This window comes from Lachnospira hominis (ex Hitch et al. 2025), assembly GCF_040096395.1.
Classification (GTDB): Bacteria; Bacillota; Clostridia; order Lachnospirales; family Lachnospiraceae; genus Lachnospira; species Lachnospira hominis.
Map to the genome: position 1 here is coordinate 363263 of NZ_JBBMES010000001.1, position 16382 is coordinate 379644.

A 16382-nucleotide genomic window follows, 5' to 3' on the forward strand; every position below is an offset into this window, starting at 1 on the left:
TTTGGCGACTGTCATGATATCCTATAACCAACAAAAAATCGCACCTGCATAAAATTGCAGGTGCGATATTTTTTTAATATTAACGAGTCCTGTGCAGCTTACGGACGGAACAATTCTTTTCTGCTTGACATAATCATCATAATGGATAAATATTAATATCAGGAGGAAGAGTGATGAAAAAGATTCTTATAGTGGAAGATGACAAAGATATAAGTATAGAATTAAAAGCATTACTTGAAAATTCAGGGTATGAGGCATCAATTCTTACTGATTTTAAAAATGCAAGTGATGAGATATTAAGAAATGAGCCTGATTTGGTGCTTCTTGATATTAATATCCCTTATATGAACGGAGAGATGTTGTTAAGGGATTTGAGACAAAAGACAGATGTTCCGGTTATTATGGTTACAAGCAGGGATTCAGAGGCGGACGAGGTATTATCAATGAGTTATGGAGCAGACGATTATATTACAAAGCCGTATAATCCTACAATATTGTTGTTAAGAATTAATGCTTTGTTAAAAAGAGCAGCGTCATCGTCAGCAAATAACAGCACATTTTACAGGGGAATGGAAATTCTGCCTCAGAAAGGTGTTATAAAATATAATGACGGAAGAGACGAGATGCTTCTTACCAAAAATGAAATGACAATATTTATGTGTCTGTTGGCAAAGAAAGACAGAATCGTATCGAGAGATGAACTTATGACTGAACTGTGGAATAATGAAGAATATTTAAACGATAACGCACTGACTGTTAATATAAGCAGATTAAGGGCAAGATTTAAAGATATAGGCATAGAAGATGTTATTGAGACAAGAAAAGGTCAGGGATATATATTGGTATGAAATTTGGAAAGTATCTGAAAGACAGGCTGTATTCACTTATTATTTATATATTTGTTATTATTGCAGTTATATTGCTTATGACTGCGTTTAAGTCGCAGATTGAGTTGAAAATAACGGTTGGAATTATAGTTACATTATTGTGGATATCGGAAATTTTTATAGATTTTTTTAGAAAGAAAAGATATTTTGATGAGTTTGTAAATAATACGCAGAATCTTGAACAGAAATATCTAGTTATGGAAACGCTCAGTGAGCCGTCGTTTTATGAGGGTAAAATTATATACGATGTGATAAGCGATATAGATAAATCGATGGTGGAAAATGTTAAAAAATATTGTCATGCTACGCAGGATTTCAAAGAATATGTTGAGATGTGGATACATGAAATAAAGCTTCCGATAGCATCAATGACTTTGATTCTGCATAATTATAAAGAAAAATATCCTGATGTGACAGAAAGAATGACACATCACGTAAACAGAGTGAATAATTATCTTGAACAGATTCTGTATTATGTGAGAAGCGAAAATGCACAGAAAGATTACATTATAAGCGACTGTCGTCTTTCCAAGCTGATTGCGGCCGTGGCGGTAAAAAATAAAGACGATATTCTTGAAAATAATATTGATTTTCAGGTTGAAAATGCAGATGCTGACGTATGCACCGATTCAAAATGGCTTGAATTTATACTTAATCAGATAATAAGCAACAGCATAAAATACCGTGACGAAAAGAAAACGGACGGCAGCGTAATAAAAATATATGTCGTAAAAAATGATAAATCGACAGTACTTAATATTTATGATAACGGAATAGGAATACCGGCGGCCGATTTGCCAAGAGTGTTTGACAAATCATTTACGGGAGAAAATGGACATGCCTACTCAAAAGCTACCGGAATGGGAATGTATATAGTAAAGAATCTTTGTGAAAAACTGGGACACAAAATAACAATCGAATCTGTAAAAGGTGAGTATACACTTGTAAGTATTGAGTTTTTTAAAAATGATTTTTATAAAGAGACATTATTATTACGCAATATTATGTAATGTTACAAAATTGTAATGTTGTGTAATATTAGTCGAACGACCGAATTAATAAAAAGTGGTAAAACATAATTAATCTAAATGAAAGGACAGATTATTTATGGAAACGATACTTAGAATTGACAATATTGAAAAGTATTATGGAAACAAATCGAGCCTGACAAAAGCGATTGACAATATTTCTTTTGAGGTAGAAAAAGGCGAATTTGTATCTATAATGGGAGCGAGTGGCTCTGGAAAGACCACGCTGCTTAATTGTATCTCTACACTTGATAAAGTTACGTCCGGCAGAATATTTGTTGGCGGATATGATATTACGGGATTAAAGGGAAATAAGTTAAACAAGTTCCGAAGAGAGGAGCTGGGATTTATTTTTCAGGATTTCAATCTGCTTGATACACTTACAGCCTATGAAAATATTGCACTGGCACTTTCTATTCAGAATGTAAAAGCCGGTGAAATTGACAGACGTGTGAAAAAAGTTGCAAATGAACTTGGAATTTATGAAGTGTTAAATAAATATCCGTATCAGATGTCAGGTGGACAGAAGCAGAGAGTTGCAAGTGCTAGAGCGATTATCACTAATCCAAAGCTGATTCTTGCTGATGAACCTACAGGAGCACTCGATTCAAAATCTTCAAGAATGTTACTTGAAAGTTTTAACTATCTTAATGCAGAACTGGAAGCAACAATACTTATGGTTACACATGATGCGTTTACTGCAAGTTATGCAGACAGGGTAATATTTATCAAGGACGGCAAAATTTTTAACGAGATTAATAAAGGCGACAATACCCGTAAAGAATTTTTTGATAAAATTATTGATGTTGTAACACTGCTCGGAGGAGATTTGAACAATGCTCTTTAAAATTTCTGTAAAAAACATCAGAAAGAGTTTTAAAGATTATGCCGTTTATTTCTTTACTCTTATACTTGGTGTTGCGGTATTTTATGTATTTAATGCGATTGACAGTCAGACAGTAATGCTTGATGTCAGGAAGAACGTTTATGATATAATAAAGCTTATGAATGAGATGCTTAGCGGTGTGAGCGTATTTGTGTCATGTGTTTTGGGCTTCTTGATTATTTATGCAAGCAGATTTCTTATCAAAAGAAGAAATAAGGAATTTGGAATTTATCTTACGCTTGGAATGAGTAAGAGAAAAATATCGATAATTCTTTTCTTTGAGACATTATTAATCGGCATTGTTTCACTTGTTGTGGGACTTTTTCTCGGAGCAGTATTATCTCAGTTTATGAGCATCCTTGTGGCAAATCTTTTTGATGCGGATATGACAAAATTCAAGTTTACATTTTCGTCAAAAGCATGTGTGAAAACACTCTTATATTTCACAATTATGTATTTACTTGTAATGGTATTTAATGTTGTGAATATAAGCAGATGCAAGCTGATAGACCTTCTTAATGCAGGAAAAAAGACAGAGAAAGTCAAAATGAAAAATCCTGTTATATGCACAATCGTATTTGTAATCGGAGTGGGAATTCTTTCGTATGCGTATTGGATGGTAACTGCCGGATTTTCAAATATGGATATGGCGGATAAGATAATTATTCCTATTGCTATGGGCTGTGTTGCTACATTTTTGATATTCTGGTCGCTGTCGGGACTTCTTATAAAAATATTTACAAGTATTAAGAGTGTATATTACAAGGGCGTTAACAGCTTTGTGTTAAGACAGTTTTGCAGCAAGATTAATACAACGGTATTTTCAACAACGATTATATGTTTAATGCTTTTTATAACAATAAGTGTTTTGTCGGCTGCTTTGTCAATGAAAAATTCAATGTCTTCGGATTTGAAAAAAATGTGTCCTGTAGACATTCAGTTTACAAAAATCAGCTATGAAGCGTTAAGAGAGGCTTATGCGACAGCTGATAAGGATAGTGATGATTATGAAAAGGCAACAAAAATCCTTGAGGATTCAAAGCTTAGTATAAGTGATACGCTTAAAAATAACGGATTTGACGTTAATGAATATTTAAAAAATATGACAGAATACAGTGTTTATCAGACCGGGCTTGAAGAAATGGATACATTGGGAAGTCTGGCAGATGAAATTCGTGAAAAATATCCGATGGTTTCTTTTTTGTCATCCGTCAATTTTATGAAATTAAGCGATTATAATAAAATTGCAACGCTTTACGGTAATGAAACTTATTCGCTTGGTGACAATGAATATTTAATTGTTGCCAATTTTAAAACAGTGGCAGATATAAGAAATATGGCATTAAAGGCAGGTACAAAGATTGATATAAACGGGAAAACATATTCTCCGAAATATAAGGAATGTAAGGATGGATTTATTGAACTTGCTTCGCAGCATATAAATGATGGAATTTTTATCGTACCCGATGACGCACTGACAGATGCACAGGTATATAAATGCGGAATGACAGCGGATTATAAGGCTGATTCAAAAGAAGAAAAATATGATATAGAAAATAAACTTGATGATATATCAAAAAATATTTTTAATCAGACGAGCTATCTTTCATATAATTCAAAAATTGATTTGGCAGAGGCGAGTGTAGGACTTGGTGCACTGGTAACATTTATCGCATTGTATCTTGGAATTATATTTCTTATAAGCAGTGCAGCAATACTTGCTTTAAAAGAATTATCTGACAGTGCGGATAATAGGGAAAGATATGGAATGATTAGGAAAATCGGTGTTGATGAGAAAATGATCAACATGGCGTTATTTAAGCAGATTGGAATATTTTTTGCTTTTCCGTTGCTTCTTGCAATAATTCATTCTGTATTCGGAATTAAATTCATTAATTTGATTCTTCAGACAATGGGTATGAGTTCAATGCTTGCGTCGGTTGGTATAACATTTGTATTTCTAGTTGTTATTTACGGAGGATATTTTATTATCACATATCTTTGCAGTAAAAGCATTATAAGACCATAATAATAAAAAATAAGCCGGGCAGTATAAGCTGTCCGGCTTAAAGTATTTTTATTTACGCGTGTAACGAGCCAAAGTCCGTGCTTGCACGAGACCTTGGCGACTGCCGCGATAACTTGAGAAACTCGCAGAGCATGTTTCTCATAGTTGTTTGTGTCTGTGGATATGAATTTCCGGAATTGCCATATTTTCATACTGGGTGTCTATGTGTTTACTGTCTGAATCCTGAGTGTCTTCATTGGCAGGGGGTTCATTTTTCTTTTTACCTGTATGAATTTCCGGAATTGCCAGGTTATCATAAGTCAAATCATAGTCGCTTTTTTTTTCAGAATGTTTTTTACCAAACTTAAACATAATATACCTCCATTATAAAAAGTTAATGAAAAATGTAATTACTAAGCTGTTAATAAAATCTGCAAAAAGGCTTCCGATAAGAGGAATAAGAAGATAAGCCTTTACAGAAGGTGCATACTTATCACATATTGCCTGCATATTTGCCATGGCATTAGGTGTCGCACCCATACCAAAACCGCACGTTCCGGCCACAAGAACTGCTGCATCATAATTTCTTCCCATAATATTAAATTCGATAAAATATGTAAAAATACACATAAACAATGCCTGTGAAGAAAGCAGTATTATGAGAGGAAGAGCGAGTGATGCAAGTTCCCACAGTTTTAAAGTTATCATTGCCATACCGAGGAAAAGTGAGAGTGAAATACCACCAAGGTCATTAATTTCACCCATGTGTATTGTACCTTTTCCGGAGTATTCTGATATATTTCGTATAAGTGCTGCTGCAATCATTGCTCCGATATATATTGGAAATGTAAGTCCGGTCTTTGTAAGCATCCATGAAAAAATTGTTCCGAGACCAATTGCAAGTATAAGCTGGAATACAGCTGAGGCATACATGCTTGTGTGACGCTCATGTTTCTTTTCATCTTCAACAAGAAGGCTGTCATCTTCAGGAACTACTGTTGATAAAAGATTTCTTTTTTCAATGAGGAGTTTTCCCAAAGGACCGCCGATAAGGCTTCCTGCGATAAGACCGAATGTTGCTGCAGCTGTACTTATTGTTGTTGCTCCGTTTACATTAAAATCTTCAAGTACGGGACCGAAAGCACCTGCCGTACCATGACCGCCAACCATTGAGATTGAACCTGTACACATACCTATAAGCGGGTTGATGTGCATGAGCCTGGAAAGACCTACAGCCAGGAAATTCTGCGCTATTATTAATGTAATTACAAGTCCTAAAAATACAGCCATTGATTTGCCGCCGCTTTTTAAGACTTTAAGATTTGCCTGAAATCCTACGGATGTGAAAAATAAAACCATACAGATTTCGCGAAGTGTGTCATCGAATGTAAATTCAATAATTCCCGTTACATGGCATATGCAAGTAAATATCGCAAATAAAAGACCGCCGATTACAGGTGCGGGAATACAGAATTTTTCAAGAAAATATATTCTTTTTTTCAAAAAACTTCCAAGTAAAAGAACCAGAACAGCCACAGCGACTGTCTGATACATATCTAAAGATAAAAGCATGTGAGTCCTCCTGCCTATTCTGTTATAACATCAATTCCGTGTTCGGAATAATATGCTGCCGCACCCGCATGGAAGGGGATTGTTATTCCTTCTGCTGCGTTACTGATATTAAGGTTGATGTCAACAGAAGTCGCATATTGCAGCTGTTTTGAATTGTCAAAAAGTGATGATGTTATCTGTTTAACCGTATCCTTCGAAAGACTGTCGGACGCAAGAAGCACTGATTTGACGCCGAGTGTTTTTACCGATTCAGTTTGTCCGTTGTATGTATACGCGGGAATTATATATTCTGAATAAAAAGGACATGCGGCTTTTAATTTGTCCATGCAGTTATCGTCAATATTTAAAAGACGTACATCACATTCTTTTGAAAGCTCTTCAATTACGGTTGTTTTAATTCCTGCCGTGATAAAAAGAGCGTCGATTTTTCCCGCGGTAAATTCCTGTGCAGCATCACTGTAATCAAGGTTGACGGTCTTGATTATCTCGTCGGTAAGACCGCTGTATTTAAGAATCTGCTTTGCGTTGCTCTCGGAACCTGATTCCTCGGAGCCGATGCTTACAGTTTTTCCCTGCAAATCATTAAGGGAATAGATGTCAGAATCCTCTTTTACAACAATCTGGCATGCCTCTGTATAAAGCGTTGCGATTGCTTTGTAACCCTGATATTTTTTTTCGTCTGATGGTCCGTTGCCATTGTAGGCACTGTCAGCAATATCCATCTGTGCAATTCCTAAGTCAATATATCTGCCTGACAAAAGACGAATATTGGCAGCCGAACCTGCCGTGTTTTTCAGTTCTATTTTTGAGGCGGTGTTATCCTGGTTGAATACACCGGCAAACGCACCGGAAAATGAATAATAAATTCCGCCTATGTCGCCGGCACCCATGCGTATGTTTTTATTTGCTGAGCCACAGCCGCCAAGTACAGTCATAAGCACAAGCGGAATACACAGCAGAATACTTAATTTTTTATTCATACGTTTAGTTCCTTTCACTTTCTTTGTAATATATTTTACATTAATTCATAAAAGTTGACAAGAAAACACGGTGAAATTAAATTTCTTAATAAAATTTTAATAATAGGGTTGCATTATCTTATAACTTATGATAGTATCATCTAAGTGCAAAATACAAATGTCCGTCACAGAAAGACAGAATGAAAGATTTGCAAAAAGAAGATAAAAAGGGAGATATTTAACATGAGTGATAAGTTGAGAGTTGGTATACTTGGTGGTACAGGTATGGTTGGACAGCGTTTTATAACATTGCTTGAAAACCACCCTTGGTTTGAAGTTGTGCTTGTTGCGGCAAGCGGACGTTCAGCAGGCAAGCTTTACGAAGAAGCTGTAGACGGACGTTGGAAGATGGCAGTAGATATGCCTGAATATGTTAAGAAGATGACAGTTTACGATATGGATAAGGATTTCGATGAAATCGTATCAAAGGTAGATTTCGTATTCTGTGCTGTAAATATGCCTAAGGATGAGATTAAGGCTCTTGAGGAAAGATATGCAAAGGCAGAAGTTCCTGTAGTTTCTAATAACAGTGCTAATCGTTGGACACCTGATGTTCCTATGGTTGTACCTGAAATCAATCCTGAACATCTTGAAGTTATCGAGTCACAGAAGAAGAGACTCGGAACAACAAGAGGTTTTATATGTGTAAAGCCTAACTGTTCAATCCAGAGCTACACACCTGCATTAAACGCACTTAAAGAATTCGAGCCTAAGCTTGTAGTTGCTACAACATATCAGGCTATCTCAGGTGCAGGCAAGACATTCAAAGAATGGCCTGAAATGGTTGAAAATATCATCCCATACATTGGCGGTGAGGAAGAAAAGAGTGAGAAAGAGCCATTAAGACTCTGGGGTAAAGTTGAGAATGGACAGATTGTTCCGGCAACAGAACCTGTTATTACATGCCAGTGTATCAGAGTTCCTGTTCTTGATGGACATACAGCAGCTGTATTTGTGAACTTTGAAAAGAAGCCTACAAAAGAGCAGATTATTGAAAAATGGAGAAATTTCAAGGGACTTCCACAGGAACTTGAACTTCCAAGTGCTCCAAAGCAGTTCATCCAGTATATTGAAGAAGACAACCGTCCTCAGGTTAAGCTTGATGTTAATTATGAAAATGGTATGGGAATTTCACTTGGCCGTTTAAGAGAAGATAGCGTATTTGATTACAAATTCGTAGGTCTTTCTCATAATACATTAAGAGGTGCAGCAGGCGGTGCCGTTCTTATCGCTGAACTCTTAAAGGCTCAGGGTTACATCACAAAGAAGTAATTAATAATATAAAATGTTTAATAAAGAAAACGGTGACTCCGGTAAGGGGTCACCATTTTTGTCGTGATAACGAAAAAATTATGCACATGTGTGGTATCTCTGTTATGGACAAAAGTTTATTTTTACTGTATGATATTTCACACAGATAACAGGTGAAATAATATGGGATTGCAGCCCGGTTAGGAGAATATAGTGGAAAATAATCAGTTTTATGCGATGCTGTCAAGAATGAAATATGTGAACAGATGGGGAACCATGCGTAACACAAGCAATGAAAATATTTGCGAGCACAGTCTTAATGTTGCATTCATAGCACATGCACTTGGTATTATAAATAATGAAGAATTTAACGGAAATATAGATGCACAAAGACTTGCTGTTCTTGGTATGTACCATGATGTTACAGAGATTATAACAGGAGACCTGCCTACGCCGGTAAAATATTACAGTCCTGTGATAAGAGAGGCATATGCTGATGTTGAGCGTGTTGCAAAAGACGAGCTTTTGAGTGGAATACCTGAGAAAATGAGAAAATATTATGACAGTGTTCTTCTTGAAACAGAAGAGGAAAATGAATTGTGGAAATATGTTAAGGCGGCTGACAAAATATCTGCACTTATCAAGTGTCTTGAGGAAGAACAGATGGGTAACAGTGATTTTGCCGATGCAAAACTTACGATAGAAGAATATCTTAAAAATATGAATATGAAGGAAGTTGATTTCTTTATGGAAAAGTTCCTTCCTGCGTACAGTATGACGCTTGATGAATCAGTTACAAGGTTAGAAGGTTAATTTATGGGAAAATCAGTATTTATAGCGGAGAAGCCGAGCGTAGCACAGGAATTCGGCAAGGCACTGCATGAAAATTTTACAAGAAGAGACGGTTTTTTGGAATCCGACAATTATATTGTAACATGGTGTGTCGGACATCTTGTAACAATGAGTTATCCTGAAAAATATGATGAAAAATTGAAAAGATGGAGCTTTGATACACTGCCGTTTCTTCCGGAAAAATTTCTCTACGAAGTAATTCCTTCGGTTGAAAAACAGTTCAATATTGTAAAGGGAGTGCTTAACAGGGAAGATGTTGAGACTATCTATGTCTGTACCGATTCGGGACGTGAGGGAGAGTATATTTACAGGCTTGTTGAACAGATGGCGGGCGTGCACGATAAAAAAGAAAAACGTGTATGGATAGACTCGCAGACAGAAGAAGAAATATTAAAAGGAATAAGAACGGCAAAAGATTTGTCGGAATATAATAATCTGAGCGATGCTGCTTACCTTAGGGCAAAAGAAGATTATCTCATGGGAATTAATTTTTCGAGAGTGCTTACGTTAAAATATGGAAGAAATATTTCTAACTATCTCAAAACTGACAGGACAGTTGTTTCTGTAGGACGTGTAATGACATGTGTTCTTGGAATGATTGTAAGACGTGAAAGAGAGATTCGTGCATTTGTAAAAACTCCTTTTTTCCGTGTTATAACAAAAGCACAGATAGCCGAGTCATCATTTGAGGCAGAATGGCGTGTGACTGAGAAGAGCAGATACTATCAGACACCGTATTTATATAAGGAAAATGGTTTTAAAGAAAGAAAGTATGCAGAGGAACTTGCAGCCTTTCTTAGTGAACCTCTTCCGGCAGAAGGAACTGTTGAGAGCATAGAACGTAAAAAGGAGACAAAGAATCCTCCGCTTTTATACAATCTTGCTGAAATCCAGAATGAGTGTTCAAAGCTTTTTAAAATTAGTCCGGACCAGACACTCAATATAATTCAGGAACTTTATGAAAAGAAGCTTGTTACATATCCAAGAACAGATGCCAGAGTTTTATCAAGTGCGGTCTGTAAAGAGATAAGTAAAAATATCTCAGGACTTATAAATTATGAGCCGGTAAAAGCATTTGCACAGGATATAATTTCAGGTGAAAAATTTAAAAATATTGAAAAAACACGTTACTGTGACGATAAAAAAATAACGGACCATTATGCGATAATACCGACGGGACAGGGGCTTGGTGCATTGAAGAATCTTTCACAGACTGCAGCAAGGACGTATGAGATTATAGTGAGAAGATTTCTTAGCATATTTTATCCGGCGGCTGTATACAGCAGGGTTTCGCTGGCACTTGAATGTAAAAATGAGCGTTTTAACGCATCATTTAAAGTGCTTGTAGATGAGGGGTATCTTAAAGTGGCAAAAAATTCATTTGCAAAAGCATCAAAACAGGATGATCCGGATGGCAACGGCACAGATGACGGCAAGGCTGACGCGGCTTTACTTGAGGCATTGAAAAAGTGCAGAAAAAATGATAAACTCAGTCTTGTAGGTTTTGATATAAAAGAAGGTGAGACATCACCGCCTAAGCGGTATAATTCCGGTTCTATCATTCTTGCAATGGAAAATGCAGGACAGCTTATAGAGGATGAGGAATTGAGAGCACAGATAAAAGGTTCCGGTATAGGAACGAGTGCAACGCGTGCAGAGATTTTAAAGAAACTTAATAATATAGGATATATTTCAACTAATAAGAAAACACAGATAATAACGCCTACACAGCTGGGAGAGATTATATATGAAGTTGTTGAAAAGTCTATAGTTCATCTTCTAAATCCTGAACTTACAGCGAGCTGGGAAAAAGGTCTTAATTATGTAGCTGAAGGTTCCATTACATCTGATGAGTATCTTCAAAAACTTGAAGGTTTTGTAAGAAGACGTACAGTTGCGGTTATGAGGCTTAATAACCAGTCACAGCTTGTTGGAAGATTTAATGAAATTTCTAAAAATTATAAATAGAGTGTATTTTCAGTAAATAATATTGTATACACGGAAAAGGAGTATTTATGTGCGGTATTGTTGGTTACATCGGAGACAGGGATTGTGCTGATGTTTTAGTAAATTCGCTTGAAAAACTTGAATACAGAGGCTATGACTCAGCAGGAATCGCTGTTCTTGAAAATGGTGTGATTAAGGTTGAAAAGTGCAAGGGAAGACTTGAAAATCTTAGAAACAAGATGGCAGCAGACGGAAAGCCTTATGGTCATGTAGGTATCGGTCATACACGCTGGGCAACACATGGAGAACCATCTGATATTAATTCACATCCACATGGTAATAAACGTGTAACTATTGTACATAACGGAATTATAGAAAATTACAGACAGATAAAGGAATTTCTTATATCTGAGGGATACAGTTTTGTAAGTGAGACTGATACTGAAACAGTTGCAAAGCTTCTTGATTATTATTATACGGGAGACCCTGTTGATACAATTATCAAAGTGCTTGCAGAAATTAAAGGTTCATATGCACTTGGCATAATGTTCAGGGATTTTCCTGACAGAATATTTGCAGTAAGAAAAGATAGTCCTCTTATAGTTGGAAAAGGTGAGCATGAAAACTTTATTGCATCAGATGTTCCGGCTATTATGCAGTATACAAGGGATTATTATCTGCTTGATACTAATGATATTGCTGTTTTGACAAAAGAAAATATTGAGTTTTTTAACATCCATAAAGAAAGACTTGAAAAGAAGCTTAATACTGCTGATTGGGATGTTGATGCTGCCGAAAAAGGCGGATATGAGCATTTTATGTTAAAAGAAATTAATGAACAGCCTACAGCAGTAAAGACAACGATAACACCAAGAATCACGGATTCAATGCCGGATTTTTCCGCAGAAGGATTTGATGCGGCTAAGTTAAGTTCATATAATAAAATATATATTGTTGCATGTGGAACTGCTATGCATGCAGGAATGGTTGGAAAGTATGTTATTGAAAAGCTGGCACGAATACCTGTTATAGTGGATATTGCGTCTGAATTCAGATACAGGGACCCTCTTATTGACAAGGGTGATTTAGTAATATTGATTTCACAGTCAGGAGAAACTGCTGATACAAAGGCAGCACTTGAACTTGCAAAATTAAATGGTGCCGATACACTCGCAATTGTTAATGTAAAAGGTTCATCAATTGCAAGAGCCGCTGATATGGTAGTATATACTCATGCCGGTCCTGAAATTTCGGTTGCATCTACAAAGGCATATATGGTTCAGATTTCAGTTATGTATCTTCTTGCATTTGAACTTGCATACGGAACAGGAAGGATTTCTAAAGAACAGTGTGAGAAATATACAAAAGAACTTCAAAATATTCCTTCGGTTATCAAAGAGGCAATAGGTCTTGAAAAAGACTGTCAGTTTATTGCTTCAAAGCTTCTTAATGCAGACAGCCTTCTTTATATAGGAAGAGGTCTTGATTATGCATCAAGCATGGAAGGTTCATTAAAGTTAAAAGAGATTTCTTATATTCATTCTGAATCATATGCTGCCGGTGAATTAAAGCACGGCACAATTTCACTTATAACTGAAAACATGCCTGTAATTGCTGTTGTTACACAAAAAGACCTTGAAGAAAAAACAATAAGCAATATTAAGGAAGTCAAGGCAAGAGGTGCTATGGTTATACTTGTCTGCGGCGAAGATGTAGTTGTTGAAGATAAAGTTGCAGATTATATAATCAGGCTTCCAAAAGCAGAACAGATGTTAATGCCGATGGTTGCAGCTGTTCCGCTTCAGCTTATAGCATATTACACAGCTGTTCTTAAAGGAAATGATGTTGATAAGCCGAGAAATCTGGCAAAATCAGTAACGGTTGAATAGGCAGTATAAAATAAATCTGGTGGTAGTGTGAGGAATTATATATTATGAATGACAGTATAAAAATAAGTGAGCTTTTTGATTTGAACGAGACAATTGCAGCAGATATTTTTGACGGATGTACATTTCCGTGGGAAGTTTTATCAAAGATAGGCGATTTTATCGTAAAACTTGGAAATACACTTCCTGAATCAGAATATGAAAAAAGAGGGGAAAATGTATGGGTTGCCAAAAGTGCAAAAGTATTTGATTCGGCATATATCAACGGACCATGCATAATAGGAAAGGATGCAGAAGTACGTCACTGTGCATTTATACGTGGAAATGCAATTGTAGGCGAGGGTGCAGTTGTAGGTAATTCTACAGAACTTAAAAATGTAATTTTGTTTAACAAAGTTCAGGTGCCGCATTATAATTATGTGGGAGATTCAATATTGGGATTCAGGGCACATATGGGTGCAGGTTCGATAACATCTAATGTGAAATCTGATAAAAAGCTTATTGTAATTAAAGGACCGGACGGGAATGTTGAGACAGGAATTAAGAAAATAGGAGCATTTCTTGGAGATAATGTTGAGGTTGGATGTGGAAGTGTTCTTAACCCAGGTACGATAGTCGGAAGAGAATCTAATATTTATCCGCTTTCAAGTGTGCGTGGATGTGTTCCTGCTAAAAGTATTTACAAAAATAAAAATGAAATTGTAGAAAAGAATAATGATTAAATTGTTTCAAAGAAACATGAAATTAATGTAAAAATACGTAAAGGTCGTTGACTATTCGGAAGGTTTGTGAGAAAATAATCAAAGTACGGATAGAGAAGTACATAAAGAAGAACCTTTAGATTACGAAAGGAGTATGAAAATGATTTATACACAGGAAGTAGAAAACATGTGTCCAGTAGCACAGGGCGTTCATCATGGTGCCGCTCCAGTTCCTACAGAGGGAAAATGGGTACAGAATAAGGAAGTTAAGGATATTTCAGGCTTTACACATGGTGTGGGCTGGTGTGCTCCACAGCAGGGTGCCTGCAAACTTACATTAAATGTTAAGGAAGGTATTATTCAGGAAGCATTAGTTGAGACAATCGGATGTTCAGGCATGACACATTCAGCAGCTATGGCATCAGAAATTTTACCAGGTTTAACAGTTATGGAAGCATTAAATACAGACCTTGTCTGTGATGCTATCAATACAGCTATGAGAGAGCTTTTCTTACAGATTGTATACGGAAGAACTCAGAGTGCATTCTCAGAAGACGGTCTTGCAGTTGGTGCAGGCCTTGAAGATCTTGGTAAGGGACTTCGTTCACAGGTTGGTACTATGTATGGTACACTTGCAAAAGGTCCTCGTTATCTTGAGATGGCAGAAGGTTATGTAACAGGTATCGCTCTTGACAAGGATAACCAGATTATTGGTTACAAGTTTGTAAACCTTGGTAAGATGACAGATTTCATCAAGAAGGGTGACGATGCTAACACAGCTTATGAAAAGGCTTGTGGACAGTACGGCAGAGTTGCTGATGCTGTTAAGATTATCGATCCAAGAACAGACGAAGAAGTAAAGTAAGGAGGAGATACGACAATGGCTTTATTTGAATCATATGAAAGAAGAATAGATAAAATTAATTCAGTATTAAACAGCTATGGCATTTCTTCAATCGAAGAAGCAGAGAAGATTACAAAGGATGCTGGATTAGACGTATATAACATGGTAAAGGGAATTCAGCCAATCTGTTTTGAGAACGCTTGCTGGGCTTATACTGTAGGTGCTGCAATCGCAATCAAGAAGGGTGCAAGAAAGGCTTCAGAAGCCGCTGCAGCTCTTGGTGAAGGTCTTCAGGCTTTCTGTATTCCGGGTTCAGTTGCTGATCAGCGTAAGGTTGGTTTAGGTCATGGTAACCTTGGTAAGATGCTTCTTGAGGAAGATACAGAATGCTTCGCATTCCTTGCAGGTCATGAGTCATTCGCAGCTGCTGAGGGTGCTATCGGTATCGCAGAAAAGGCTAACAAGGTACGTAAAAAACCATTAAGAGTTATCTTAAATGGTCTTGGTAAAGATGCAGCTAAGATTATCTCAAGAATTAACGGATTTACATTCGTTGAGACAGAGATGGATTACAAGACAGGTGAAGTTAAGGAAATCGAAAGAATTGCTTACTCAGATGGTCTTCGTTCAAAGGTAAACTGCTACGGTGCTAATGATGTAACAGAAGGTGTTGCTATCATGTGGAAAGAAAATGTTGATATCTCTATCACAGGTAACTCAACAAACCCTACAAGATTCCAGCATCCAGTTGCAGGTACATATAAGAAGGAAAGACTTGAAGCAGGCAAGAAGTATTTCTCAGTTGCTTCAGGCGGTGGTACAGGTCGTACACTTCATCCAGATAACATGGCAGCAGGTCCTGCTTCTTATGGTATGACAGATACTATGGGACGTATGCACTCAGATGCTCAGTTCGCTGGTTCTTCTTCAGTTCCTGCTCATGTTGAGATGATGGGTCTTATCGGTATGGGTAATAACCCTATGGTTGGTGCTACAGTAGCAGTTGCAGTTGCGATTCAGGAAGCTGCTGACAACGGCAAGTTCTAATTGTGAAAGTTTAAAAACATGCATAAAAGCCGCAGTCTCAAGGGATTGCGGCTTTTTTACGTGCGTATGGCATCAATAATGAAATACCCTAGAATATATGAAATCTCAATTAATGTCTGTAATTTGGAAAAAAGATGAAGATAAAATAAAAATAAGATTTGAATGATGAAAATGTGCGATTCATAAGGAGAAAAATTAGGGAATATCCCAAAGTTTGTGTAAACCTCCAAACTGATGTAAGATAAAATTACTCAGTTTGGAGGTTATTTTTATGGCAAAAAGAAAAGACAGCCCACAAAAAGCAGCAATGAGAGAAATGATGCGTGACTATCTGAAAAATAATGATATCAGCATCAAAGACGACACCGATGTAAATAGCATCATGCGTGACATGATGTCTGTCCTTTTGGAAGGTGCTTTGGATGAAGAACTGGATGAGGAATTAGGATATTCC

General features: G+C 36.7%; 14 protein-coding genes and 1 pseudogene. 12 read left to right on the plus strand and 3 right to left on the minus strand.

All coding sequences use genetic code 11. The features are described from left to right. The first annotated feature begins 173 nt into the window (after positions 1–173). From WMO38_RS01650 to WMO38_RS01665, 4 genes are all read left to right on the plus strand, one after another. Entirely contained in the window at positions 174–848 is a 675-nt protein-coding gene (locus tag WMO38_RS01650; protein WP_349161174.1) for a response regulator transcription factor, read from the plus strand. Next, positions 845–1897 carry a sensor histidine kinase gene (locus WMO38_RS01655; RefSeq protein ID WP_349161176.1) on the plus strand — a complete coding sequence of 351 codons (1053 nt, stop codon included), beginning with the start codon at positions 845–847 and terminating at the stop codon, positions 1895–1897. Before WMO38_RS01650 ends, WMO38_RS01655 begins: the two co-directional genes overlap by 4 nt. Positions 1898–1994: 97 nt before the next feature. Beyond that, entirely contained in the window at positions 1995–2762 is a 768-nt protein-coding gene (locus tag WMO38_RS01660) for an ABC transporter ATP-binding protein (protein ID WP_021866234.1), read from the plus strand. Beyond that, entirely contained in the window at positions 2752–4830 is a 2079-nt protein-coding gene (locus WMO38_RS01665) for an ABC transporter permease (RefSeq protein ID WP_349161177.1), read from the plus strand. The genes WMO38_RS01660 and WMO38_RS01665 overlap by 11 nt, the downstream gene beginning before the upstream one ends. Before the next feature lie 138 nt (positions 4831–4968). Here WMO38_RS01665 and WMO38_RS01670 read toward each other — a convergent pair whose 3' ends face one another. Genes WMO38_RS01670 through WMO38_RS01680 form a run of 3 tightly spaced genes read right to left on the minus strand, consistent with a single transcriptional unit; the run spans position 4969 to position 7361 of the window. Beyond that, positions 4969–5181, minus strand: a complete 213-nt coding sequence (locus tag WMO38_RS01670) for a hypothetical protein (protein ID WP_349161179.1) — start codon at positions 5179–5181, stop codon at positions 4969–4971. Positions 5182–5193: 12 nt separating this feature from the next. Next, on the minus strand, positions 5194–6381 hold the full coding sequence (gene gltS / locus WMO38_RS01675) for a sodium/glutamate symporter (protein ID WP_349161180.1): 1188 nt from the start codon (positions 6379–6381) through the stop codon (positions 5194–5196). A 14-nt stretch (positions 6382–6395) separates the two neighbouring features. Further along, positions 6396–7361 (minus strand): TAXI family TRAP transporter solute-binding subunit, encoded by a 966-nt coding sequence (locus WMO38_RS01680; protein ID WP_349161181.1) that lies wholly within the window; start codon positions 7359–7361, stop codon positions 6396–6398. Positions 7362–7583: 222 nt separating this feature from the next. On the opposite strand from WMO38_RS01680, the gene asd reads away from it, so the two are divergent. The 8 genes and pseudogenes from asd to WMO38_RS01720 all read left to right on the plus strand — a co-directional run. Then, entirely contained in the window at positions 7584–8672 is a 1089-nt protein-coding gene (gene asd / locus WMO38_RS01685; RefSeq protein WP_349161183.1) for an aspartate-semialdehyde dehydrogenase, read from the plus strand. Positions 8673–8864: 192 nt separating this feature from the next. Then, positions 8865–9464, plus strand: coding sequence for a 5'-deoxynucleotidase (gene yfbR / locus WMO38_RS01690; RefSeq protein WP_349161184.1), 600 nt, complete (start codon positions 8865–8867; stop codon positions 9462–9464). A 3-nt stretch (positions 9465–9467) separates the two neighbouring features. Continuing rightward, positions 9468–11471, plus strand: a complete 2004-nt coding sequence (locus WMO38_RS01695; protein WP_349161185.1) for a DNA topoisomerase — start codon at positions 9468–9470, stop codon at positions 11469–11471. Positions 11472–11518: 47 nt separating this feature from the next. After that, positions 11519–13339: a glutamine--fructose-6-phosphate transaminase (isomerizing) gene (gene glmS, locus WMO38_RS01700; RefSeq protein WP_349161186.1), complete on the plus strand. Its 1821-nt coding sequence runs from the start codon at positions 11519–11521 to the stop codon at positions 13337–13339. 44 nt (positions 13340–13383) lie between these two features. Further along, positions 13384–14058: an LbetaH domain-containing protein gene (locus tag WMO38_RS01705; protein WP_021866244.1), complete on the plus strand. Its 675-nt coding sequence runs from the start codon at positions 13384–13386 to the stop codon at positions 14056–14058. A 139-nt stretch (positions 14059–14197) separates the two neighbouring features. After that, a complete protein-coding gene (locus tag WMO38_RS01710) occupies positions 14198–14902 on the plus strand; it encodes an iron-sulfur cluster assembly scaffold protein (protein ID WP_186836131.1) in 705 nt (234 codons plus the stop codon). 15 nt (positions 14903–14917) lie between these two features. Then, positions 14918–15928: a GGGtGRT protein gene (locus WMO38_RS01715; protein ID WP_186836130.1), complete on the plus strand. Its 1011-nt coding sequence runs from the start codon at positions 14918–14920 to the stop codon at positions 15926–15928. Positions 15929–16199: 271 nt separating this feature from the next. After that, positions 16200–16382 (plus strand): annotated as a pseudogene (locus WMO38_RS01720) (IS256 family transposase); the annotation flags it as partial.

Coding starts and splice junctions, on each gene's coding strand:
- WMO38_RS01665 (WP_349161177.1), top strand. CDS start 2,752: ATGCTCTTTAAAATTTCTGTAAAAAACATCAGAAAGAGTTTTAAAGAT.
- WMO38_RS01705 (WP_021866244.1), top strand. CDS start 13,384: ATGAATGACAGTATAAAAATAAGTGAGCTTTTTGATTTGAACGAGACA.
- glmS (WP_349161186.1), top strand. CDS start 11,519: ATGTGCGGTATTGTTGGTTACATCGGAGACAGGGATTGTGCTGATGTT.
- WMO38_RS01650 (WP_349161174.1), top strand. CDS start 174: ATGAAAAAGATTCTTATAGTGGAAGATGACAAAGATATAAGTATAGAA.
- asd (WP_349161183.1), top strand. CDS start 7,584: ATGAGTGATAAGTTGAGAGTTGGTATACTTGGTGGTACAGGTATGGTT.
- gltS (WP_349161180.1), bottom strand. CDS start 6,381: ATGCTTTTATCTTTAGATATGTATCAGACAGTCGCTGTGGCTGTTCTG.
- WMO38_RS01715 (WP_186836130.1), top strand. CDS start 14,918: ATGGCTTTATTTGAATCATATGAAAGAAGAATAGATAAAATTAATTCA.
- WMO38_RS01710 (WP_186836131.1), top strand. CDS start 14,198: ATGATTTATACACAGGAAGTAGAAAACATGTGTCCAGTAGCACAGGGC.
- WMO38_RS01655 (WP_349161176.1), top strand. CDS start 845: ATGAAATTTGGAAAGTATCTGAAAGACAGGCTGTATTCACTTATTATT.
- WMO38_RS01670 (WP_349161179.1), bottom strand. CDS start 5,181: ATGTTTAAGTTTGGTAAAAAACATTCTGAAAAAAAAAGCGACTATGAT.
- WMO38_RS01660 (WP_021866234.1), top strand. CDS start 1,995: ATGGAAACGATACTTAGAATTGACAATATTGAAAAGTATTATGGAAAC.
- WMO38_RS01680 (WP_349161181.1), bottom strand. CDS start 7,361: ATGAATAAAAAATTAAGTATTCTGCTGTGTATTCCGCTTGTGCTTATG.
- WMO38_RS01695 (WP_349161185.1), top strand. CDS start 9,468: ATGGGAAAATCAGTATTTATAGCGGAGAAGCCGAGCGTAGCACAGGAA.